General features: G+C 64.3%; 15 protein-coding genes, 2 tRNA genes and 1 pseudogene. 9 read left to right on the forward strand and 9 right to left on the reverse strand.

The features are described from left to right. Position 1: 1 nt before the first annotated feature. Positions 2-481: a hypothetical protein gene (locus tag FEM01_RS11680; RefSeq protein WP_138219590.1), complete on the forward strand. Its 480-nt coding sequence runs from the start codon at positions 2-4 to the stop codon at positions 479-481. Here the strand turns inward: FEM01_RS11680 and nirD are convergent. The 3 genes from nirD to FEM01_RS11695 all read right to left on the reverse strand — a co-directional run bounded on the left by nirD (position 474) and on the right by FEM01_RS11695 (position 7,719). Next, positions 474-848: a nitrite reductase small subunit NirD gene (gene nirD, locus FEM01_RS11685; protein WP_138219591.1), complete on the reverse strand. Its 375-nt coding sequence runs from the start codon at positions 846-848 to the stop codon at positions 474-476. The genes FEM01_RS11680 and nirD overlap by 8 nt on opposite strands. Beyond that, positions 848-3,400, reverse strand: coding sequence for a nitrite reductase large subunit NirB (nirB, locus tag FEM01_RS11690; protein ID WP_138219592.1), 2,553 nt, complete (start codon positions 3,398-3,400; stop codon positions 848-850). The genes nirD and nirB overlap by 1 nt, the downstream gene beginning before the upstream one ends. Positions 3,401-3,705: 305 nt before the next feature. Then, complete coding sequence (locus tag FEM01_RS11695) at positions 3,706-7,719, reverse strand: bifunctional nitrate reductase/sulfite reductase flavoprotein subunit alpha (protein WP_138219593.1); 4,014 nt, start codon at positions 7,717-7,719, stop codon at positions 3,706-3,708. Positions 7,720-8,027: 308 nt separating this feature from the next. Between FEM01_RS11695 and FEM01_RS11700 the strand changes: the two genes are divergently transcribed. The 4 genes from FEM01_RS11700 to FEM01_RS11715 are packed head-to-tail and all read left to right on the forward strand — an operon-like array spanning position 8,028 to position 12,387. Next, a complete protein-coding gene (locus tag FEM01_RS11700; protein ID WP_138219594.1) occupies positions 8,028-8,231 on the forward strand; it encodes a ParD-like family protein in 204 nt (67 codons plus the stop codon). After that, positions 8,228-9,007: a type I methionyl aminopeptidase gene (gene map, locus FEM01_RS11705; protein WP_138219595.1), complete on the forward strand. Its 780-nt coding sequence runs from the start codon at positions 8,228-8,230 to the stop codon at positions 9,005-9,007. The genes FEM01_RS11700 and map overlap by 4 nt, the downstream gene beginning before the upstream one ends. 57 nt (positions 9,008-9,064) lie before the next feature. Beyond that, positions 9,065-9,757: a DUF1266 domain-containing protein gene (locus tag FEM01_RS11710; RefSeq protein ID WP_138219596.1), complete on the forward strand. Its 693-nt coding sequence runs from the start codon at positions 9,065-9,067 to the stop codon at positions 9,755-9,757. Then, positions 9,754-12,387 (forward strand): molecular chaperone DnaJ, encoded by a 2,634-nt coding sequence (locus tag FEM01_RS11715; protein WP_138219597.1) that lies wholly within the window; start codon positions 9,754-9,756, stop codon positions 12,385-12,387. Before FEM01_RS11710 ends, FEM01_RS11715 begins: the two co-directional genes overlap by 4 nt. Here the strand turns inward: FEM01_RS11715 and FEM01_RS11720 are convergent. The 3 genes from FEM01_RS11720 to FEM01_RS11730 form a co-directional block, all read right to left on the reverse strand. After that, entirely contained in the window at positions 12,381-14,087 is a 1,707-nt protein-coding gene (locus FEM01_RS11720) for a molecular chaperone HscC (RefSeq protein WP_138219598.1), read from the reverse strand. The genes FEM01_RS11715 and FEM01_RS11720 overlap by 7 nt on opposite strands. Positions 14,088-14,243: 156 nt before the next feature. Beyond that, positions 14,244-14,320, reverse strand: a tRNA-Asp gene (locus tag FEM01_RS11725). Positions 14,321-14,333: 13 nt separating this feature from the next. Continuing rightward, positions 14,334-14,409, reverse strand: a tRNA-Val gene (locus FEM01_RS11730). 206 nt (positions 14,410-14,615) lie between these two features. Between FEM01_RS11730 and rdgC the strand changes: the two genes are divergently transcribed. Both rdgC and sugE read left to right on the forward strand, forming a co-directional pair. Beyond that, positions 14,616-15,536 carry a recombination-associated protein RdgC gene (rdgC, locus tag FEM01_RS11735; protein WP_138219599.1) on the forward strand — a complete coding sequence of 307 codons (921 nt, stop codon included), beginning with the start codon at positions 14,616-14,618 and terminating at the stop codon, positions 15,534-15,536. A 216-nt stretch (positions 15,537-15,752) separates the two neighbouring features. Beyond that, entirely contained in the window at positions 15,753-16,070 is a 318-nt protein-coding gene (gene sugE, locus FEM01_RS11740; RefSeq protein ID WP_138219600.1) for a quaternary ammonium compound efflux SMR transporter SugE, read from the forward strand. 18 nt (positions 16,071-16,088) lie between these two features. Here the strand turns inward: sugE and FEM01_RS11745 are convergent, their stop codons facing one another. After that, on the reverse strand, positions 16,089-17,963 hold the full coding sequence (locus tag FEM01_RS11745; protein WP_138219601.1) for an MFS transporter: 1,875 nt from the start codon (positions 17,961-17,963) through the stop codon (positions 16,089-16,091). Between the two features lie 267 nt (positions 17,964-18,230). Between FEM01_RS11745 and FEM01_RS24765 the strand changes: the two are divergent. Both FEM01_RS24765 and FEM01_RS24770 read left to right on the forward strand, forming a co-directional pair. Then, positions 18,231-19,295: pseudogene (locus FEM01_RS24765) on the forward strand (methyl-accepting chemotaxis protein); the annotation flags it as partial. Then, complete coding sequence (locus tag FEM01_RS24770) at positions 19,287-20,150, forward strand: methyl-accepting chemotaxis protein (RefSeq protein ID WP_416782123.1); 864 nt, start codon at positions 19,287-19,289, stop codon at positions 20,148-20,150. The pseudogene FEM01_RS24765 and the gene FEM01_RS24770, both read left to right, overlap by 9 nt. A gap of 59 nt (positions 20,151-20,209) precedes the next feature. Here FEM01_RS24770 and FEM01_RS11755 read toward each other — a convergent pair whose 3' ends face one another. Beyond that, entirely contained in the window at positions 20,210-21,046 is an 837-nt protein-coding gene (locus FEM01_RS11755; protein WP_138219603.1) for an amidohydrolase family protein, read from the reverse strand. A 133-nt stretch (positions 21,047-21,179) separates the two neighbouring features. Beyond that, on the reverse strand, positions 21,180-22,454 hold the full coding sequence (locus FEM01_RS11760; protein ID WP_138219604.1) for an MFS transporter: 1,275 nt from the start codon (positions 22,452-22,454) through the stop codon (positions 21,180-21,182). Between the last annotated feature and the right edge of the window lie 104 nt (positions 22,455-22,558).

Genomic DNA, 22,558 nt, shown 5'->3' on the forward strand with positions numbered 1-22,558 from the left:
CATGATCGACCTGGAAAAAACCCTTGCACAGATCGAGCAGGCAAGCTTCTTCAGCAAACTGGGCAACCCGGATATCAACGATCCTGGGCTGATTTTCATCGCCTCGGTCGAAGCAGTCTTCATCTCGCCCTGCGACCAAGACTTTCAGGGGTTGTATCAGGCGAGTAACTGGCTGCCCACTTCACTCGGCGAGGACGATCCGTGGTATCCGCGCCAGGACACGCCAAAAGCACTCAGCGAACAACGCATGGCGCTGAACAAGGCGGTGATGGCCGCCACGCGCAAAGTCGACAAGGCGCCGTTCATCTGCCGCCCCCACGACTTCAGCGAAGCGGCGCGAGGCGGCGCCGCTTACGCGTTTCGCCAGTACGCCACCGAACAGTATTTCAACCTGGGTGAGCACTGGCGCCAGGTCATCGAACTGTACCTGGCCGGGCACTGGCCAGTCGGTCATGCGCCCGGCAAGCTGATCGTCATCTAGACCACGCCCCGGAACCGATCTCCACGCGCCCCTCACTGATGCGTACCGCCCATACTGGCAAGGCCTGCTGCGCATCCTCCAGGCAACGCCCGCTGTGCAGGCAAAAGTGCTGCTTGTACAACGGCGCTGCGACGACCGGCTCGCCTTGCAGGTTACCCACCAGACCGCGCCCGATGACATTCGCGCCCGAACGCGGATCGCGGTTGCCCACCGCGTACAGCTCGGGCCCCTGCCCCGGAAGATAGAACAACGCCACCTGCTGCCCGTCATGCCACACCACCACGCCAGAATCGGCCACCAGGTCGCTGACCTGACACACGGTTTGCCAGGCAGTTTGTTTCACTACACGCGCATTGGACTGGTTCATCACACAGCCTCCTCATGGGTTGGGATCAGGTGCAGCGGTACCGCAGGCCGGCGCTGGCCGCGCTCGCGGACGAAATGCACATCGGGATCGGCGCGCTGGTCGTTGACGAAGGTGCGGAAGCGCTTGAGTTTTTCCGGGTCGCTCAAGGCATTGGCCCATTCGCATTCGTACTGCTCGACCACGTGCTGCATCTGCGCCTCCAGCTCTGCGGCCAGGCCCAGGCTATCGTCGATCACCACCTGTTTGAGGTAATCCAACCCGCCTTCGAGATTCTCGCGCCACACCGAGGTACGTTGCAGCTTGTCGGCGGTGCGGATGTAGAACATCAGCACGCGGTCGATCAGGCGCACCAGGGTTTCATCGTCCAGGTCGGTGGCGAACAGCTCGGCATGGCGTGGGCGCATGCCGCCGTTGCCGCACACGTAGAGGTTCCAGCCCTTGTCGGTGGCGATCACGCCAATGTCCTTGCTCTGCGCCTCGGCGCACTCGCGGGTGCAGCCGGATACCGCGAACTTGAGCTTGTGCGGCGAGCGCAGGCCCTTGTAGCGGTCCTCCAGGCGCAGGGCCATGGCCACGCTGTCTTGTACGCCATAGCGGCACCAGGTACTGCCCACGCAGGATTTTACCGTGCGCGTCGACTTGCCATAGGCGTGCCCAGTCTCGAAGCCAGCAGCGATCAACTCACCCCAGATCAATGGCAACTCGTGCAGTTGGGCGCCGAACAGGTCGATACGCTGGCCACCGGTGATCTTGGTGTAAAGGTCGTACTTCTTCGCCACTTGGCCGATCACGATCAGCTTCTCGGGGGTGATTTCACCGCCGGGAATGCGTGGCACCACCGAGTAGGTGCCGTTTTTCTGCATGTTGGCCATGAACGTGTCGTTGGTGTCCTGCAACGGCACCAATGCCGGGTCCATGATCGGCTGGTTCCAGCACGAGGCAAGAATGTTACCCACCGCAGGCTTGCAGATGTCGCAGCCTACATGGCCCTTGCCGTGGCGCTGGAGCAACTCGGAGAAGGTGCGGATGCCCTCCACCCGCACCAGCGCATAGAGTTCCTGGCGGGTATAGGCGAAGTGCTCGCACAGGCTCTTGTCCACGCTCACGCCGCGCGCGCTCAGCTCATGTTCGACCACCTGCTTGAGCAGCGCCGCACAACCGCCGCACCCACTGGCAGCCTTGGTGCAGGCCTTGACCGAGGCCAGATCGCCACAGCCGCCGTCGATGGCCGCACACACCGCGCCCTTGCTGACGTTGTGACACGAGCAGATGGTCGCGCTGTCGGGCAACGCATCGGCGCCCAGCGCTGGCGCGCCGGTGCCTTGTGGCAAGATCAGCGCAGCCGGGTCGGCGGGCAGCTTGATGCCGTTCTGGGCGTATTGCAGCAGGGTGTCGTAGTAGCTGTTATCGCCCACCAACACCGCGCCGAGCACATGCTTGCCGCTGGCATCCACCACCAGACGGCGGTAGCCGGCGCTGGCTTCGTCGATGAAGCGGTAACTGCGCGCGCCCGGCGTGGCACCATGCGCATCGCCAATCGAGCCTACATCCACGCCGAGCAGCTTGAGCTTGGTCGACATGTCCGCACCGGTGAAGGCCACAGGCGCCTCGCCCACCAGCAGCCCGGCGAGGTTGCGGGCCATGGCGTAGCCGGGGGCGACCAGGCCAAATACGCTACCGTTCCACGATGCGCACTCACCGATGGCGAAGATCTGCGGGTCGCTGGTGGTGCAATGGTTGTCGATCACCACCCCGCCACGCGCGGCGATTTCCAGACCGCAGGCGCGGCCCAGGGCATCTTGCGGGCGGATGCCGGCGGAAAACACCACTAGGTCAGTTTCCAGGTATTCACCGCCGTCGAAGTTCATACGGTAGCGGTAGTCTGAGCCCGTACTGATCGACTGGGTGGCGCGGGACAGGTGCACCCCCACGCCCAGCGCTTCGATCTGCGCCTTGAGCGCAGCGCCGCCTTCGGCATCCAACTGCACCGGCATCAAGCGCGGGGCGAACTCCACCACATGGGCTTCGAGCCCCAGCGACTTCAGCGCGTTGGCCGCTTCCAGCCCCAGCAGGCCACCGCCCACCACTACGCCGCGGCGCGCACTGCCAGCGGCGGCACGAATGGCATCGAGATCGTCGAGGGTGCGGTAGACCAGGCGGGCGTCGCCGGCCGAACCTTCGATCGGAGGCACGAACGGGTAGGAGCCGGTGGCCAGCACCAATTGGTCGTAGGCATAGCGGCCTTGCTCGGTGACCACCTCGCGGCGGTCGCGGTCGATCTGCGTCACCGCCTCGCCCAAGTGCAGGTGCACACCGTTATCGCCATAGAACCCTTGTTCACACAGGGCCAGGGTTTCAGCGCAGCTGCCAGTGAAGTACTCGGACAGGTGCACACGGTCGTAGGCGCGCTGGCGCTCCTCACCGAATACATGCAGCTCGAAGCGCCCCAGGGCGCCTCGTGCCACCAGTTGTTCGACGAAGTGGTGACCGACCATGCCGTTGCCGACGATGACCAGTCGCCCCCGTGGTGTGCCGTTCGCTGTTGCCTTCATAGCCGATCCTCGATCACGGAAAACAAAAAGGCGCCTGGAGCCGAAGCTCCAGGCGCCTTTGCCTGTACTCATCAGTGTGAGGCCCCTGGGCGATCGCCGTTGATCGATGGGGCTGTTGTAGCTGGGGTGAAGCAGGGAGTGTGCCAATTGCCCCATAAAGCGCTATCGGTGTTGGTTTCTTCGCGGGTAACCCGCTCCTGCAGGGCCTGCACAGCACCTGTGGGAGCGGGTTACCCGCGAAGAAGCCAACGTGCATTCAAGGCAAAACGCACAACCTCGGTGCACGTCTCACCAATCCAGAGCACTCAATACACGTCGCGCCGATAGCGCATGTTCCTGCGCAGCCCCTCCACGTAGGCCGCCGCCGCATCGGCATCCAACGCCCCGTGCTCGGCGACCAGTTGGTGCAGCGCGGCATCGACATCCCGGGCCATACGCTGGGCGTCGCCACACACATACACATAGGCGCCCGCCTGCAACCACTGCCACAGCTCGGCGCCGTACTCCAGCAAACGCTGCTGCACGTAGACCTTCTCGGCCTGATCGCGGGAAAACGCCGTACTCAGGCGCAGGTGCCCAGTGGCTTCCCAGGCCTGCAACTGCTCGCGGTAGTAAAAGTCGCACGCCGCCTGCTGCTCACCGAAAAACAGCCAATTGCGCCCGCTGGCCCCGCGCACCTGGCGTTCTTCGAGAAAGCCGCGAAACGGCGCGATACCGGTGCCAGGGCCAATCATGATGATCGGCGTGGCATCGTCCTCAGGCAGCTGGAAATGCCGCGACGGCTGCGCGAAGATGGCCACTGCGCTGCCCTCGGCGCGGTCGGCGAGAAACGTCGAGCACACGCCCTTGCGTTGGCCATGGCGTACGGTGGACATGGTCAGGTGCACTTGGCCAGGGTGGGCGGCGGGGCTGGAGCTGATGGAGTACAGCCGTGGCTGCAGAGGCGGCAGCAACGTCAGCCAGCTGGCCAGCGGTAATCGTTGGGGAAAGGCGTGCAGTACGTCGGCCAGTTGCCGCCCCCACAGCCAGGCCTTGAGTTCGGCCTTGGCCTCTGGTTGCAGCAGCCGACGCAGCTCGGCGTGGTCCTGGCTAAGGGATGCCAGTTGCGCCATGTTCACCTGGGCAATGTCCAGGTGACGCTCCAGCGCGGTCGCCAGGGGCATCGGCGCGTGCCCCTTGAGTTCGACTTCAACGTGACCATCGAAGCCCATCAACCCCAGCAGCTCTTCGACCAGCGCCGGGCAGTTGCGCGGCCACACCCCCAGGGCATCGCCGGGCCTGTAGGTAAAACCACTGTCGCCAAGGTCGAACACCAACTGGCGGGTTTCCTTGTTGGAGCCGGGGCCATTGAGCAGGCGGTTTTCCACCAGCGGCGCCAGCAGCGGCTGGCGCTTGCTGAAAGCCGCATCCGGCGCTGACGTATCGGCGGCAGGTAGCGCGGTGCCCAGCTGCTTCGACAACTTCTCCAGCCAGCCGGCGAAGGCCTCGTCGAAGTCAGGCTCGCAATCGACCCGCTCCAGCAGACGACGGGCACCCAGCGCGTCAAGGCGCTGATCGAGCTTGCGCCCAAAACCACAGAACTGGTCGTAGCTCGAATCCCCCAATGCCAGCACGGCGTAGGGCAACGCCGCGCAGTGACTCCCCTGCTCGCCTTGCAACGCTTGCCAGAACGCCTCGCCACTGTCGGGGGCATCGCCATCGCCGAACGTACTGGCGATCAACAGCACGCTGGCGGCTCCCTGCAACTGCGCAGGCGTAACCTCCTCCATGCTGCTGAGTTCGACGTTCAAGCCAGTGGCGCGCAGGTGTTCGGCGCAACGCTCGGCCAAGGCTTGGCCGTTGCCCGTCTGGGAGGCCCACAGGATGCGATGGACAGGCGTTGCCGTGGCCGCCAGGGTGGCACTGCTCGGCTGTGCGAACAGGCCAGCCAGCAGGCCATCGACGAACAGTCGTCGGCTCGGCACCAGCGGTGCGCTGGCCGGCAGGCTCGGCACCCCCTCGGCACGCGCCTGGCCCAAGCCGAGTAGAAAGCCCTGCAGGTAGTGGCGCTCCTCTTCGGCCAGCACCGGTACCGGTAGTGTATCCAGGCCAAGCAAACGGGACAGGGTGGAGGTCGGCATAGCGGCAGGCTCCGTGGCGGGGGGCAGTTCAAGGGTTTCGATACGCTCGCCGGCAACCCGCTCCAAGGCCACCGCGCAATGCTTGAAGGCCGGTTGCAGCGACGTCGGGTCGACCGCATCGCAGGTCAGCGCATTGATCGCCAACTGCTCGCCGTACAGGTCGTTCCAGTGAAACGGCGCGAAGCAGTTACCCGCCTGCACGCGGTCGCTGAGCCGAGCGGGCAGCACGGCCTGGCCACGGCGCGAACGGATCGCCACCTGATCCTTGTCAACGATCCCCAGGCGTTTAGCGTCTTCGGGGTGTATCTCGACAAAGGGCCCCGGTTCGAGCTTGTTCAGGCTGGGCACCTTGCCGGTCTTGGTCAGGGTGTGCCACTGGTGCTGCACACGGCCAGTGTTGAGCACGAAGGGGAACGCCTCGTCTGGCAGTTCCGCAGGCGCCAGCCAGGGCCGGGCGAAAAACCGCGCCTTACCGCTTTGGGTAGGGAACGCCAGGGCGGGTACGTGGCCGTCGGCGTCACGCCACAATGTCTGGCTAACCCCGTCGTTGTGGTAGCGCAGCGGGCTGCGCTGATCCTCGCGCCCAGGTGCGCAGGGCCACTGGCGTGGCTGTTCGCGCAAGCCGGCATAGTCGATGCCGCGCAGGTCGTAGCCCGTGGCCGGGTTCCAGAAGCGCCGGATCTCATCGAACACCGCTTGCGCGTCGGGGTAGTCGAACGCTGCCTCATAGCCCATGGCACAGGCGATCTGAGCGATGATCCGCCAGTCCTCCAGGCTCTCGCCGGGAGGATCGACGGCCCGTGGCATAAGGGTCAGGTTGCGCTCGCTGTTGATCATCACGCCCTCGCCTTCGGCCCACAGTGCGGCGGGCAGGAGGATATCGGCATACCGGTTGGTCTCGCTATCAAGGAAGGCGTCCTGGCAAATCACCAGTTGTGCCTGGCGCAGGCCATCGATCACCTGCTGGCGATTGGCAACGCTAGCCACCGGATTGCTGCAGATGATCCAGCAGGCTTTGACCTCGCCGCTGTTGAGCTGCTCGAACAGCGCCACGGTGCCCTCGCCGGCTTCGCTGCGCAGGCTGCCGGCTGGCAATTGCCACTGTTGCTCGACGAAGGCGCGATCAGCCGCCACCTGCGCCGAACGCTGGCCCGGCAACCCCGCCCCCATGTAGCCCATTTCACGCCCGCCCATGGCGTTGGGCTGACCGGTCAGCGAGAACGGCCCGCTGCCTGGGCGGCAAATCGCCCCGGTGGCCAGGTGCAGGTTGCACAGCGCATTACTGTGCCAGGTGCCGTGGATACTCTGGTTCAGGCCCATGGTCCAGCAGCTCATCCATTCCCCGGCCTCGCCAATCAGGCGTGCGGCCTCGCGGATGGCGGCCGGCGTCAACCCAGTGATGGCGGCGACCCGCTCGGGGGTGTAGTCGGCCAGGAACGCCGGCAGGTCTTCCCAGCCTTCGGTGTGCCGGGCGATGAAACCAGGGTCGGTGTGACCGTTGGCATGCAGCAGGTGCAACAGGCCATTGAGCAACGCCAGGTCCGAGCCGGGGCGCAGTTGCAGGAACAGGTCGGCCTTGTCGGCGGTGGCGCTGCGCCGCGGGTCGACGACGATCAGCTTGGCGCCCGCCTTGAGGCGATCGAGCAGACGCAGGAACAGGATCGGGTGGCAATCAGCCATGTTCGCACCAATCACCAGGAACACCTCGGCGCGCTCGAAATCCTGGTAGCTGCCCGGCGGGCCATCGGCGCCCAACGACTGCTTGTAGCCACTGCCAGCACTGGCCATGCACAAGCGCGAGTTGGACTCGATGTGGCGGGTGCGGATAAAGCCCTTGGCCAGTTTGTTGGCCAAGTACTGCGCCTCCAACGACATCTGCCCGGACACGTACAGCGCCACGGCATCGGGGCCATGGGTGTCGATGATCGTCCGCAGTCGATGTGCCGACTCGGCAATGGCCGCCTGCACGGCACAACGCACCGGCGGTTGCTCGCGCTCGCGGCGCACGAAGGCCTGCGCCATGCGCCCGCTGTCCAGTGGCACGTGGGCGGTCAGGCCCTTGGTGCAGAGCCGCCCACGATTGCTCGGGTGCTGCTTGTCACCGCTGACCTTCACCACCTTGCCGTCGCGTACGCTCATCACGATGCCGCACCCCACCCCGCAATACGGGCAAACGCTGCGCACCTGGCTGTTGCTCATCGGCGATCTCCTGCAGATGAAAAACGACGAAGGCGCCGGCCACCCTGCCTGCATGCGCAAGCGGGGCAACACGGCGCCTTCGTCGTGATAGGAAGCGGCCATCGACGTTGATGGCCTGTATGCAGTCGTGCCAGCAAAACCTGGGCCAGTTCGGCGTCGCCCACCTCTCTGGGCGCAACGCCGTGGTAGCAAGGTGTTCGGCGAGCTGCGATGCACCGAGACGGTGAGCCGCGCACCAACGGGTGGCACGCACGAGGATGACGAAGATATGCTTCGCATACGTTTCATATCATCGGATGGATTGCACCATGGGCATCGTCAAGATCTGCGACGACCTCCACGAAGACCTGCGCATCGCCAGCAGCGCCCTGTCGCGCTCGATCAACGCCCAGGCAGAGCACTGGATTCGCATCGGCATGCTGGCCGAACTGCATCCGCAAGCCACCTACCAGGAACTGCTACGTCAGTTGCTGCGCCAGGAACAGGCCAACCTCAAGGCGTACCTGCAATGAGCCAGGTGATACTCAAGAACGCTGCGCAACTGGCCCTGATGCGCCACGCCGGACACTTGCTGGCCCAGGTGTTCGAGCATCTGGATGGGTTCATCCGCCACGGCGTGACCACCCTGCAGATCAACGACCGCGCCGAGGCGTTCATCGTCGATCAGCTCAAGGCTCGACCGGCCAGCAAGGGCCAGTACGGCTTTCCCTATGCCCTGAACACCTCGGTGGACCATGTCGTCTGCCACGGCATGCCCAAGGCCGACGAGGTGCTGCGCGAGGGTTCGATCGTGAATGTCGATATCACCCTGGAACAGGGCGGCTACATTGCAGATTCATCGAAGATGTACGCCATCGGACACATCAGCGACGAGGCCCGGCGACTGGTGGATACCACCTATGAAGCCTTGTGCAAGGGCATCGCACAGGTGCGGCCGGGGGCCACGCTGGGAGATATCGGCCACGCGATCCAAGTGCATGCCGAAGCCGCTGGCTACAGCGTGGTACGCGAATACTGCGGGCATGGCATCGGGCAGCAGATGCACGAGGCGCCCGAGGTGTTGCACTACGGCCATCCGGGTATGGGGCTGCGGCTGCAAGCGGGGATGGTGTTCACCATCGAGCCAATGATTAACCAAGGCGGGCGTGGCACCCGGGGGTTGCGCGATGGCTGGACGGTGATCACCCGTGATCGCAGCCTGTCGGCGCAGTGGGAGCATACCGTGGCGGTCACCGAGCAGGGCTATGAGGTGCTGACACGGCGCCAGGAAGAGCGCCAGCTGTGGTGACAGCTTCCTTGCTTTACAATGCCCCGCCAGATCACCGGGCCCGAGGGAACACTGTTCATGGACGACACCGCGCAAAACTGGCTACATGCACTGTCCGCGCCGATGGCCGCGCTGAACGGCGCCAGCTATACCGCGCCTGACTTCTACGAAGGCGAAGACCATGCCGACCTCGAGCGCTGGTGGGGCATCACCACCCGCGCCCAACTGCTGGACACCCTGGGCATGGCCGACACCGGCCATGCCACCGAGCTGAGCGCAGCTTACTGGCAGTACCAGCGTCTTCTCCCCAGCCAGTGGCAAGCCCTGCTCGAGAGCCTGACGCCGCACCAACGCGTCCTGCATGAATACGCTGCGCGCACTTTCCCCGACTGCGGCCCGGGCGGCACCCGCGCCTGGGACCTGGGACGCATGAGCTACCTGCTGCGTACCGGGTTCAAGAAGGGCTTGATCACCCGCGAAGAAAGCCTCTACCTGCATTACCGCCTGGCCCTGCGCGCCCGCCACTACTACAACAGTTGGGACCGCTACCTGGCCGGTTACCTGTTCGGCAAGGCTCTGTGGAACCTGGGTAGCGAAGACACGCCGGGGCTGGCCGCCGACCTCGAACGACAGGGCAGCGATCACTGGAACCGCTGCATCATGCTCAACCTGCATCATGGCGCCCGCGAGCTGCTCATGGATCTGGCGTGGGACCTGTATCTACCTGAACCACCCCGCCCTGCCACGCTGGAAGAGGACTGCTGGTCATGAGTTGCTGGATTCGCCTGGGGATCGAGCCGACCCAGGACCTGGACGCTATTCGCCTGGCCTACCGTGGCCGCCTGCCAGCGCATCACCCCGAGACCGACCCGGAAGGTTTCCAGGCTCTGCGCGAGGCCTACGAACAAGCCCTGCGTCTGGCCCGCGAGCATGACCTGGCCAGCGCCAGCCAAGAGCAGCCGGCAGCAGACACCCCGCCCCCTGCCCTGCTGCGCTTCTACCAATTGCTCGAAGCACCAGCCCTGCGCTTCGACCCGCAGGCCTGGCAGCGCTATATCCTCGAACTCGACGAGTTGCCCCTGGACGAGCTGGATCAGCTCAGCGGCCAGTTGCTGCATTGCCTGCACGACTGCGGGCCGCTGTCGCATCAATGCGCACGCTTGCTGGCCGAGCGCCTGGCCTGGGCCGACCAGTTGCTGCGCATGGACAATCCGCAAGCGGCCGAAGCCCTGCTCGAACGCCTGCAACAACCTGACCCGTTCGACACCGGGCTGATGCGCGACTGGCCAGCTATCGCACAAATGGAAACCCTTTGGTTCTTCCGCAGCCTGGAATACAGCTTCCACCAGCGCCCGCTGTTCGAGTACCAAGCGTTCGCCAACGTGCACACCTGCCTTGCGATTCCCGATGACACGGCGCTGATCCAACGCGTGCTGGTGCAGTGCTGCCACGCCGGCGTTGCAAGCCCGACCTTCCATGCACAGTTGCTGGAACGCCAGGCGCAAGGCGAGGACACCCAGGACTTGCTCTACCTGCTGGCCCGCCAGGCCACACTGCTGGGCGCTGAGCAGGATGCACTGGCGCTCTGGCTGCGCCTGCACCAGGAACACCAGCACCCGCACGCCGAGCGCTGGCTGATCGACCTCTGCACACGCCAGCAGCCCCAGCGCCTGCCGCTGTTGATCCAGTCGCTGGACTGCCTGACGCCCCCCGCCAGTTGGCCAGACGATCTGGCCGATCCGGCCCAGGCCTGGGGCAGCCCGGGCCAGTCAGCGCAAACCTTGGCACGTTGGGCCGAAGCCGGACGTCACCCGCTGGACGGCATCGCCCGCGTGTTCATCGAATGGCGCCTAGATGGCGACGATGAGCTGCCGTTACTCGCCTGGCTGCTCCAGGAGCAGGCAGACCACGACCTGCACCGGCTGTACTGGTACGCCTGGGCACTGCAACGCGGCGACACCGGGCTGCTGCATCTGATCCTGGCGCAGCAGCCCAGCGCGGACCCGCTCGACGCGCTGATCCTCACCGGCTTCCAGCGTCAGGCGGCGCAACAACTGCATTGGCTGGAACACTCACCGGTGGCCCGGGCGCTGACGCACTACTGCGCCAACCTCGAGCCCGACACCCCGCTGCCAGCCGGCCTGCTCGCAGACCCTATCCGCCCACTGTGCCGCGAGTGGCTGCGGCGCATGCGCCAATACTCGGCCCAGGCCATCTACGCGCTCAACCAGCATTTCGACATGCAGCGTATGTTCACCACGCCGTTCACCCTGACCTTGCAAGGGCATATGGCTGAGGCAGGCCTGGTGCTGCCGCCGATGGCTTCCGGCGAAGCGCTGTGGGAGTGGCACCGCCAGCAGTTGTTCATGCTGGCCGCGCTCGACCAGCCAACACGCTGGCAAGCGATGATCGATCCGGCCCTGACCGAACAGTTGCGCTACCCCGACGATCACCCGTTCGCTGCGACCCACGCGCTGCTACTGCGCCATCCGAACGGCGGCCTGCTGGGTAGCCTGGACCGCCAGGATCCGATGCAGACGTTCCTCGCCGCGCGCCTGTCGACTCTGCCGCGCGCCCTGGAGAGCGAACGCCTGCCTGACGCCGCGCAACTGTTTGATTGCCTGGACAACGATGACGGCAGCCTGCTCGAACATCACCCACTGGGCTATCTTCTGTTCTGCCTGACGCTGTACCACTGCCGCGCCCTGGGCGAGCAACAGCGCGCCGAACTGGGCGAGCGTCTGGCAGCAGTGAGCCTGCCTGGAGCTTGGTTCGAGCCCTGGCGCCAAGGGCTGATGGAGGGAAAAACCCGCCACCTGCCGGCCAAGGTGCTGAACGAACTGGGCCTGGAAAGCCGCCCGGTCAATGACTTGCTCGATGCCCTGGACCATCTGCTCAACCACGCCAGGCCACCCAAGACCCGAGCCCTGCGCGCCCTGCAGAAGGTCAAGGACGACCCGAACCAGGACCCCGGCCTGCGCTGCGCGATCATGGCGGTTTTGGGCTGGACCGAACGCATGCTGCTCAACGAACTGCAGCAGGCTCCAGCGCCGGCCTGGGCGTTCTGGACACTCAACAGCCGCCTGAACCGCACCGGCTTCGCCCTGCACCTGCTGGCTGCGGTTGGCTGCGTGAGCCTGTCCACCCAGTTACCGGCACTCAACGTGGTGATGGCCATACTGGTGATCAGCGGTGCGCTACGCCGGCTACGCGATTTCGGCCAGGGTGTGCCAACACTTGCGCTGCTGTTGGTGCTCAGCCGCGTCTTGCCAGCGGTGCCGTTGTTCCTGCTGGGCATGCCCGGTGACAAGCTGCCCAACCGTTATGGCCCGGTGCCAGGCCAAGGGGAAGCGCTCGAAGGTGGCCTGCAGGCCACCTTGCGCCGGTTCGATAATCAGTAGCGCAACTCGTCGAGCGCCTGGCTCAAGGCCTTGCGCTCACGCTCGATAGCGCTGGGCTGCTGCGCGGCAAGTATCTGGTTGAAGGCATCCATCCAGCTGGCGATCAGTGCACGCTCATCGCCCAGGCTCTGCATCCAGGCGCGCTCCAGGCGGGCCAGCAGGGTGCGGTTGGGCAGGCTGTCGCGCGGGTGGATCTTCAAGGTCGCCAGACGCGCCTGGCTGGCCTGGCGCGCCTCGGCATCCAGCCCGGTGGGGCTGCGGTCGATGCTGTGGCTATGCTTGCGGCCACTTTCGATGAAGGTCACGTCCACTTCGAGCAAGCCATTGATGTCGTAGCTGAAGCGCACATCCAGCGACTGGATCTCACCGGTCGGCTGCAACGGGACCTCGAAGCTGTCGACCAGAATATTGTCACGCACCCAAGGCCGTTCGCCCTGGTACACCGCGATACGGACCACCTTCTGCTCGGGATGGGCACTGTAGAAGCGCTGCACCTTGGAGGTGGGAATGATGGTATTGCGCTCGATGATCGGTGTGAATGCTCCGCTGACGTCCTCGCCACGGGACGATGCAATACCTAGGGTGTAGGGGCACACGTCGGTCAGGATCAGTTCGTCGATGGCCGCGTCACGGGCCTTGCAAGCCGCCTGGCTGGCCGCGCCGAGGGCGACCAGGGTATCCGGGTCCAGGTGCCGGTACGGCAGGCGACCGAACAGCTTGGCCACCAGTTGCTGCACCTGTGGCATGCGCGTGGCACCGCCCACCAGCACCAGGCTGTCCAGCTCGCGCGGGCTCAGCCGGGCATCGCGCAGGGCCTGCTCGATAGGCGCGCGCACCCGCGCCAGCAAAGGCGCGAAGATCCTCTGCAAGGTGATTTCGTCGACCTGCCATTCACGCACCTGGCCAGCGCCGCTCCAACTCAGCGTGCCACCGCCCTCGCCCGCGTCGCGCTTGAGCTGCTCGATGGCATCGTACAGGCTGGCCAGGGCCTGGGGGGCGAGGTCTTCGGGCTTGAGCTGCCAGTCGCGCAAACAGGCCTGCAACAGGGCGTCGGTGAAATCCTCGCCGCCCAGGTAGTTATCGCCCGTGGAAGCATGCACCTCGATCAACGGCAGGGCGTATTCCAGGACCGTGACGTCGAAAGTGCCACCGCCCAGGTCGAACACCAAGGTGCGCTCGAACTTCTGCTCGTGCAGGCCGTAGGCCATGGCCGCAGCAGTGGGTTCGTTGATCAGGCGCTGCACCTTGAGGCCGGCGAGTTCGGCGGCGAACAGCGTGCGCTTGCGCTGCTCGTCGCTAAAATAGGCCGGCACCGAGATCACTGCCTCGTTCACCGGGCAGCCCAGGTACGCTTCGGCATCCTGCTTCAGGGCTCCGAGCACCAGGGCCGACAGCTCCTCGGGGGTGAAGCGCTGCTCGCCCAGAGTGAAATGCTTATCGCTGCCCATGAAGCGTTTGAACGCCGCCGCCGTATGCTGCGGGTGGGTGGTCAGGCGGGCGCGAGCGGCTTGGCCGACCAGCACGCTGCCGTCGCTGTCGACGCTGACCACCGACGGGGTCAGCACCTCGCCCATGGCATTCGGGATCAGGCGCGCGGCACCGTCCTGCCAGACGGCGATGAGGCTGTTGGTGGTGCCCAGGTCGATACCCAACAGTGGCATGGCGGGCGTTGCGGGGGGAGAGAGGCTGGCATCCTGCATGGTCGGTCTCTTGCTTGCGAAAAGACCCGGCGCATGACCTGCTGGCCGAATGCGGCGGGCAGGGCATTCTGACGCAATGCTGGAAACAAAAAAAGCGACCCTAAGGTCGCTTTTCTTGTAACTTCCGGGTGTTCAGTGGGCCCTGGAAGTTGAATATGGCGCGGCGGACGGGACTCGAACCCGCGACCCCCGGCGTGACAGGCCGGTATTCTAACCGACTGAACTACCGCCGCGCTATACATCGAGTGGTGGGTGATGACGGGATCGAACCGCCGACCCTCTGCTTGTAAGGCAGATGCTCTCCCGGCTGAGCTAATCACCCTTCGTCTCGGTGTGGCGCGCATTCTACGGAGGACCCTCTACCCTGGCAAGCACTTTTTTCAAATTTTTTTGAATATTTTTCAAGGACCTAGCTCGCCGCAGTTTTTCTTCCTTATAGGCAGGCTACTGGCCCTCTGACAGGGTTGGCCTGGAAGCACCGCTCGGAGAATAATGCCCGCCTTATGTATTAAGGAGAGATTCCCCCTCATGTGGTTCAAGAACCTGCTGACCTATCGCCTGACCCAGGATGTTCCATTCGAGCCTGAAGCACTGGAAGCCGCCCTGGCCAGCAAGCCGGCCCGCCCCTGCGCCAGCCAGGAACTGACCACCTACGGTTTCGTCGCCCCGTTCGGCAAGGGCGAAGACGCCCCGCTGGTGCACGTCAGCGGTGAATTCCTGCTGATCGCTGCGCGTAAAGAGGAGCGCATCCTGCCCAGCAGCGTGGTCAACGATGCGGTCAAGGAGAAGGTCGAGGAAATCGAGACCGAGCAGATGCGCAAGGTCTACAAGAAGGAACGCGACCAGATCAAGGACGAGATCATCCAGGCCTTCCTGCCGCGTGCGTTCATCCGCCGTTCGATGATCTTCGCCGCCATCGCCCCGCGTCAGGGACTGGTGCTGGTCAACTCGGCCAGCGCCAAGCGTGCCGAAGACCTGCTCTCCACCCTGCGTGAAGTGATGGGTTCGCTGCCGGTGCGCCCGGTCAGCGTGAAGATCGCACCGGTCGCGACCATGACCGATTGGGTCAAGTCGCAAAGCCCTGCCCCGGACTTCTTCGTACTCGACGAATGCGAGCTGCGTGACACTGCCGAAGACGGCGGCATCGTGCGTTGCAAGCGTCAGGACCTGACTGCCGAGGAAATCCAGCTGCACCTGAGCACCGGCAAGGTGGTCACGCAATTGGCCCTGGCCTGGCAGGACAAGCTGTCGTTCGTGCTGGACGACAAGACGGTGATCAAGCGCCTGAAGTTCGAGGAACTGCTACAGGAGCAGGCCGAGCAGGATGGCGGCGACGAGGCCGCGCAGCAATTCGATGCCAGCTTCCAGCTGATGATGATGACCTTCCGCGAATTCCTCCCGGCGCTGTTCGAGGCGCTGGGTGGCGAGGACATTCCGCAAGGCGTCTGAGCATAGCTGCAAGCTGCAAGCAACATCAAAAGCCAGCGCGATGCTGAATGCAACACCGTCGCGCTTCAGCTTGGGGCTTGGGGCTTGAAGCCCTGGCTCTGACTTGCCCGCCAACCGCTAAATCGGCACCATGCACCGACAGTGGGGACGACCTCACGACGCACCGCGTGACCATTCCGGGGACGGCCCCATCCTTGAAAACGATGGAGACGAACCATGTCCTGGATCATCCTGTTCTTCGCCGGCCTGTTCGAGGTCGGCTGGGCGGTCGGCCTGAAATACACCGACGGCTTCAGCCGCCCACTGCCCACCGCCCTGACCATCGCCGCCATGGCCATCAGCCTCGGCTTGCTGGGCCTGGCCGTCAAAGAGCTGCCACTGGGCACCGCCTATGCCATCTGGACCGGCGTGGGCGCCGTGGGCACGGTCATCGCGGGGATCATTCTGTTCGGCGAGTCCATGGCCCTTGTCCGGCTACTCAGCGTGGCATTGATCGTCGCCGGGCTGATCGGGCTGAAGGTCAGCGCCAGCTGACCTTCTCCTTGGCGAGTCTCAGCGCAGATCGCCACGCAGCAGGCTCACCTGTTCACGCAGCGCATCCGGCTTGGCGGCCTCGGCCGGGACAGCCGGGCCCGCGACGAGGGTCACCCGCGACCATAGACGCTTGAACAATCCCTTGTTCGGATCGCGACTGAAGAAACTGCCCCACAGCCCCTGCAACGCCAGCGGAATCACCGGCACCGGAGTCTCCTTGAGGATGCGGTTGACCCCGCTCTTGAACACATCGATCTCACCATCGGCGCTGAGCTTGCCCTCGGGGAAAATGCACACCAGCTCGCCATCGGCCAGGTACTGGGCGATACGGGCAAAGGCTTGCTCGTAGGTGGCCGGGTCTTCGCGCAGACCGGCGATGGGGACGGCCCCGGCCGTGCGGAACACGAAGTTGAGCACCGGCAGGTTGTAGATCTTGTAGTACATGACGAAACGGATCGGCCGGCGAATGGAGCCGGCGATCAGCAACGCATCGACGAACGACACGTGGTTACACACCAGCAGCGCGGCGCCCGTGTCGGGAATGCGCTCAAGCTCACGGTGCTGCACCCGGTACATCGAGTGGCTGAGCAGCCAGATGAGAAAACGCATGGTGAATTCCGGCACGATGCGGAAAATATAGGCGTTGACCGCTACATTGAGCAGCGACACCACCAGGAACAGCTGCGGGATGCTCAGTTTGACGACGCTCAGCAGCACGATGGTGATGATCGCCGACACCACCATGAACAGCGCATTGAGGATGTTGTTGGCCGCGATTACCCGGGCACGCTCACCTTCGGCGGTGCGCGCCTGGATCAGCGCATACAGCGGCACAATGTAGAAGCCGCCGAACACCCCGAGGCCGATGATCGACAGCATGATCCACCAAGCTTCGCGCATGCCCAGCAGCGTCAACCAGTCGTGCGCGGTGCCGGTGTCGGGCACATCGCCCGAGTGCCACCACCACAACAGCCCGAACAGAGTCAGACCGAACGAGCCGAACGGCACCAGGCCGATCTCCACCTTGCGTCCGCTCAGGCGCTCGCACAGCAGTGAGCCGACGGCAATGCCGACCGAGAACAGTGTCAGCACCAGGGTCACCACGGTCTCGTCGCCGTGCAGCCAGTCCTTGGCATAGGCTGGGATCTGGGTGAGGTAGATGGCGCCGACGAACCAGAACCACGAGTTACCGACGATCGAACGCGACACCGCCGGGGTCTGCCTGAGCCCCAGGCGTAGCGTGGCCCACGACTGCCTGAAGATGTTCCAGTCCAGACGCATCTGCGGTGCAGCAGCCGTAGCCCGCGGGATCCAACGGCTGGCCAGGTAGCCCAGCACTGCTGTGCCGACCACCCCGCCCGCCACCACCGTGGCGTAGCTGGAGGAGGACATCATCACTCCGGCGCCAATCGTGCCCGCCAGAATCGCCAAGAAGGTGCCCATTTCCACCAGGCCGTTGCCACCTACCAGTTCTTCTTCGCGCAAGGCCTGCGGCAGGATCGAATACTTCACCGGGCCGAACAGTGCCGAGTGGGTGCCCATGGCGAACAACGCGATCAGCATCAACACCAGATGGCCGGTGACGAAGCCAACGGCGCCAGTGGCCATGATGACGATCTCGGCCAGCTTGATCGCGCGAATCAGCCGGTCCTTGGCGAATTTCTCACCGAACTGACCGGCCAGCGCCGAGAACAGGAAGAACGGCAGGATGAACAGCAAGGCGCACAGGTTGACCCAGATCGAGCGGTCGCCCTCGAGGCTGAGTTTGTACAGGATCGCCAGGATCAACGACTGCTTGAACAGGTTGTCATTGAAAGCACCCAACGATTGGGTGATGAAGAACGGCAAAAAGCGCCGCTTGCCGAGCAGGGTGAATTGCGAGGGGTGACTCATCGTCCGTGTACCTGATTGGGCTTTGTCATTGGAGGCACGCACAGCGCGTAAAGCCACAAATCTGCACGCGAAGCAGTGGTCAGGCAAGTCATGAAGCCAACGCATGGCACCCTTCAAACGCAGACAATATCAATGTGACATCATCTTTTCACACGTTTGGTTTCAGGTTTCGCGTATCCTTGCCGACAATTCATATAGATGACTACATCTAAAAAGGAACAGACCTTCGGTCTCCTCCAATACCTCGGAAAAGGAGCTCAGCAGCATATGTTCAGGTGGTTCGGCGATTTGAAAATCGCGCACAAACTCGCCCTCGGCTTCGGGCTGGTGCTCGCGCTCGCCCTGGCGCAGTCGCTGGTCAGTTGGGACGGGCTTTCGAACCTGGTCCGACGCAGCGAGGTGGTGAATGCCGTCGCCGGACTCAACGATGCCCTGGGCGACTTGCGTGAGGCGCGGTTGCGCCACGCTATGAGCAACGGCGGCGAACCAGAGGCCGAGTCGCTGCAAAAAGCCCTCGACGCGTTCCAGACGCCGCTGGCCAAACTGCGCGCGCTCATTCGCACCCCAGAAAACCTGGCGATCCTGGGCAAAGCCGAGCAGCACCTGCAGACCTACGCTGGCAACCAGGCGTTGAGCGTCGAGGCCTATCGGAAAATGCGCGCCGCGCAAAAGGAAATGGGCAGCCTGGCCACCACCGCCTTCGCCGACATCGAGCAGATTCGCAAACAGGTACGCGCCCTACCCGACGCCGAGCAGCGTGCCGTGCGCATCGAGGCGATCAACCAGGTACGCGAGAACCTGATCCTGTTGCGCTACCACGTACGCGGCTACACCGGTAATACCAACGCCGAAACCGAAAAGCTGATGAATACGCAGATCGCCACCACGGTGAACGACCTGCCGACCCTCGTGGCGCGCTTCGACGGCAGCTATGCCGGGCAGTTCCAGCAGTTGCAAAACCAAGTTAGTACTTATGCCAGCGCCGTCGAAGCGTTTCGTGGTGAAGTCAGCAAACTGGTGGACTACCGAGCGGCCATGGGCGCTGACGTCGAAGGCTTGAACGTCTTGATCGGCCAGTTGCTCGACAGCCAGGCCAGGTTCGTGCGTGAGGACAGCCACTTCGCCAAGACCCTGCAACTGGCCACCACCGCCCTGGCCCTGCTGCTGGGCATCCTCGCCGCCGTGCTAATCGCCCGGCAGATCAGCCAACCGTTGCAACGCGTGCTGCAAGCCATGGAGCGCGTGGCCGCCGGTAACCTCACCGAGCAACCTGACAGCCCGCGTCGCGATGAACTGGGCCAGTTGCAGAACAGCCTGCGCAGCATGACCGCCAACCTTCGCCAGCTGATCAGCGGCGTGCGCGACGGTATCGGCCAGATCACCAGTGCCACCGAAGCGCTGTCGGCGATCACCACGCAGACCAGCGCCGGGGCCAATAACCAGAAGATCGAGACCGACCAGGTGGCCACTGCCATGCAGGAAATGGCGGCTACCGTCCACGAAGTAGCGCGCAATGCCGGCGAGGCCTCGGTCGCCGCCAGTGCCACCGACCAGGAAGCCCGCGAGGGCGACAGCGTGGTCAACCGCGCCGTGGCGCAGATCGATCGCCTATCTAGCCAGGTGGACGCTACCAACCAGGCGATGGACGCCCTGCGTAGCGAGAGCCAGCGCATTGGCAAGGTAATGGACGTGATCAAGGCGGTGGCCGAGCAGACCAACCTGCTGGCGCTCAATGCTGCCATCGAAGCCGCACGTGCCGGCGAAGCCGGACGTGGCTTCGCCGTGGTCGCCGATGAAGTGCGTGGGCTGGCACAACGCACCCAGGCCTCCACCGAGGAGATCGAATCGGCGATCAGCAGCTTGGAGCAAGGCACCCGTTCGGTCAGCGACCTGATGGAGCAAAGCCAGAGCCTGACCGCCAGCAGCGTGGCGCTGGTGCGCGAAGCCGGCATGGCACTGGAGGGCATCACCCAGCGGGTTTCGGCAATCGAATCGATGAACCAGCAAATTGCCGCCGCCTCCGAGCAGCAGAGCGCCGTGGCCGAGCAGATCAGCCGCAGCGTGGTGACGGTGAGGGATATTTCCGAACAAACCGCCGAAGCCAGTCAGCAGACCTCGGTGTCCAGCGTGGAGCTGGCGCGCCTGGGAGGGCAGTTGCAGACGATGATCAGCCGGTTCCGCTTCTGATCGACACACACCATTACGGGGCACGCCAGCATGCTGACGTGCCCCGTAATACCTTCAGCTCAATCGAATCTGAACAATGCGCGCGCCGTGTCTACCAGCAGCGCCTGACGCAGCTGTGCCGAACACCCTAGCGCCTCGAACTGCTCCACCACCGAACTGAAGTTCACCGTAGACTCGTGCTGGGTGTGCGGCCAGTCGCTTCCCCACATCAGCCGCTCGGCGCCGTAGTGCGCCTCGAGCGCGCCCAGCGCCTGCTGGGCAAAACGCAGGTTCTCCCGTGGCGTACCTTCCAGGCGATAGATACCCGAGACCTTCAGCCACACCTTGCCCTCCCCGCCCAAGGTCAGCAATTCGGCGAAGCCCGGCTGCCCAAGGCCTCGACGGGCGTCGGCACGGCCAAAGTGGTCGATGACGATGTCCAGCCCGTACGGGCGCAACGCCCGCACCAGCGCTGGCAGGTCGGCCACCTGGCGATGCAGCTCCAGGTGCCAGCCTTGCTCGCCGATGCGCTCAAGCAGTGGCCGCCATTCGGCCGCCGTGAGGTCGGGCAACTGCACCTGGCCCATCAAGTTCAGGCGCACCCCGCGTACTCCCAGGCGCGCCATCTCATCAAGGGCTTCTCGCTCGACGTCCCGTTCGAGCATCACCACGCCACGTAGCTGTTCAGGCGCGGTGCGCAGCGCACTGAGCAGGTAGCGGTTGTCGGTGCCCAGAAAACTGGGCTGAACCAGCACGCCATGACTAAAGCCATGGCCGTGGAGTTGGGCAAGGTAGTCGCCCAGTGGCGCATCGTAGGCCGGTGCATAACGGCGCTCGGCCGCCAGTTGCAAACCTCGGCTAAAGACGTGTGCGTGGCTGTCGATGGCCGTGATCGGTGAAACAGGGACGTCAGGCATGGGGCTCTTCGGGAAACGGGGTTGAGGTCGACGTTTTCAGGATTGGGGCTGCTGCGCAATGCCGCTTCTACAGACGCATTCATCTGTAGGAGCGGCCTCGTGCCGCTAAGGGACCGCAAAGCGGTCTCAGGGTTTACTTGGCCAGCGCTCCAGCCACCACAGGCTCCGGCTTGGCTTCAAGGTTACGGCCACGGGTTTCCGGCAGGCACAGCGCGGCGATCACCGCCACGCCATAGGCGATGCCGGCATCGATGCCGATGGCCGCGCCCAGCGACATGGACTCGCTCATGTGGCCGACCAGGAACGGGAACACTGCCGACAGCACGCGGCCAAAGTTGTAGCAGAAACCCACACCAGCGCCGCGCACGTCGGCCGGGTACAGCTCGTTGAAGAACGCCCCGAGGCTGGCAGGGATGCCCGCGGCGAAGAAGCCCAGCGGGAAGCCCAGGAACAGCATCTGGGTGTTGCTCAGCGGGAAAAACACGTAGGCCTGCACGGTGAGTACGCAGCACACAGCGAACAGCAGGATGTTCTTGCGTCGGCCGATGCGGTCGATCAACAGGCCGCTGACCACACAACCGCACCAGAAGGCAAAGATGATCACCGCCAGGTAGCCGCCGGAGTTGAGCACCGACAGGTTGCGCTCGGTCTTGAGGAAGGTCGGCAGCCAGGTCATCACCGCATGGTAGCCGCCGTGGGCGCCCAGGCCGAGCAGACCGCCGAGCAGGGTCACACGCAGCAGTTCGGGGCGGAAGATGCCAGCCATGGACTTGAAGAAGCTGCCCGCAATGGCCTTTTCTTTTTGCAGGCGCTGGAAGCTGTCCGGCTCTGGCACATTGCGGCGCACCCAGATGATCAGCAGCGACGGCAGCAGGCCGACGAAGAACATCACCCGCCAAGCGAATTCCTGCGGCACCAGCGAGTAGATCAGGGTGAACAGCGCCACCGCCAGGCCCCAGCCCACTGCCCAAGCGCTCTGCACCGTGCCCATCACCTTGCCGCGGTATTTCGGGTTGATGGTCTCGGCCATCAACACGGCGCCGGCGGCCCATTCACCGCCGATGCCGAAGCCTTGCATGGCCTTGACGAACAACAGCGGGTAGAACCCGGTGACGAACGCCGAGAGGAAGGTGAACGTGGAGAACCAGAGAATCATCCACTGCAGGGTGCGCACCCGGCCGTAACGGTCGGACAGCGTACCGCCGAGCCAGCCACCGATCGCCGAGGTGACCAGGGTCACCGCGCTGATCAAACCGGCATCGCCTTTGCTGAGCGAGAACGCGGCGATCAACGCCGGGATGGCCAAGCCGAACATCTGCACTTCAAGTGCATCCAGCGACCAGCCGCCGAAACAGGCCCAGAACGTCTTGCGCTCCCGCGAGGTGATTTGGCGATACCAGCTGAACATGGTTGTTATCCTTCTAGTCGTGTTGTGTAGCGACCGGGCGCACCGAAGCTCTTGGCACGCGTCGGCCGGGCAGGCAGAACCACGGCGCCGTGCAGGCACGGCGC

This window comes from Pseudomonas mosselii (assembly GCF_005796105.1).
Taxonomy (GTDB): Bacteria; Pseudomonadota; Gammaproteobacteria; order Pseudomonadales; family Pseudomonadaceae; genus Aquipseudomonas; species Aquipseudomonas mosselii_C.

What these genes read in the sequence shown, in the direction of transcription:
- FEM01_RS11700 (WP_138219594.1), top strand. Translation starts at nt 8,028, where the DNA reads ATGGGCATCGTCAAGATCTGCGACGACCTCCACGAAGACCTGCGCATC.
- FEM01_RS11720 (WP_138219598.1), bottom strand. Translation starts at nt 14,087, where the DNA reads ATGCAGGATGCCAGCCTCTCTCCCCCCGCAACGCCCGCCATGCCACTG.
- rdgC (WP_138219599.1), top strand. Translation starts at nt 14,616, where the DNA reads ATGTGGTTCAAGAACCTGCTGACCTATCGCCTGACCCAGGATGTTCCA.
- FEM01_RS24770 (WP_416782123.1), top strand. Translation starts at nt 19,287, where the DNA reads ATGACCGCCAACCTTCGCCAGCTGATCAGCGGCGTGCGCGACGGTATC.
- FEM01_RS11755 (WP_138219603.1), bottom strand. Translation starts at nt 21,046, where the DNA reads ATGCCTGACGTCCCTGTTTCACCGATCACGGCCATCGACAGCCACGCA.
- FEM01_RS11715 (WP_138219597.1), top strand. Translation starts at nt 9,754, where the DNA reads ATGAGTTGCTGGATTCGCCTGGGGATCGAGCCGACCCAGGACCTGGAC.
- FEM01_RS11760 (WP_138219604.1), bottom strand. Translation starts at nt 22,454, where the DNA reads ATGTTCAGCTGGTATCGCCAAATCACCTCGCGGGAGCGCAAGACGTTC.
- map (WP_138219595.1), top strand. Translation starts at nt 8,228, where the DNA reads ATGAGCCAGGTGATACTCAAGAACGCTGCGCAACTGGCCCTGATGCGC.
- FEM01_RS11710 (WP_138219596.1), top strand. Translation starts at nt 9,065, where the DNA reads ATGGACGACACCGCGCAAAACTGGCTACATGCACTGTCCGCGCCGATG.
- FEM01_RS11695 (WP_138219593.1), bottom strand. Translation starts at nt 7,719, where the DNA reads ATGAGCAACAGCCAGGTGCGCAGCGTTTGCCCGTATTGCGGGGTGGGG.
- FEM01_RS11745 (WP_138219601.1), bottom strand. Translation starts at nt 17,963, where the DNA reads ATGAGTCACCCCTCGCAATTCACCCTGCTCGGCAAGCGGCGCTTTTTG.
- FEM01_RS11680 (WP_138219590.1), top strand. Translation starts at nt 2, where the DNA reads ATGATCGACCTGGAAAAAACCCTTGCACAGATCGAGCAGGCAAGCTTC.
- nirD (WP_138219591.1), bottom strand. Translation starts at nt 848, where the DNA reads ATGAACCAGTCCAATGCGCGTGTAGTGAAACAAACTGCCTGGCAAACC.
- nirB (WP_138219592.1), bottom strand. Translation starts at nt 3,400, where the DNA reads ATGAAGGCAACAGCGAACGGCACACCACGGGGGCGACTGGTCATCGTC.
- sugE (WP_138219600.1), top strand. Translation starts at nt 15,753, where the DNA reads ATGTCCTGGATCATCCTGTTCTTCGCCGGCCTGTTCGAGGTCGGCTGG.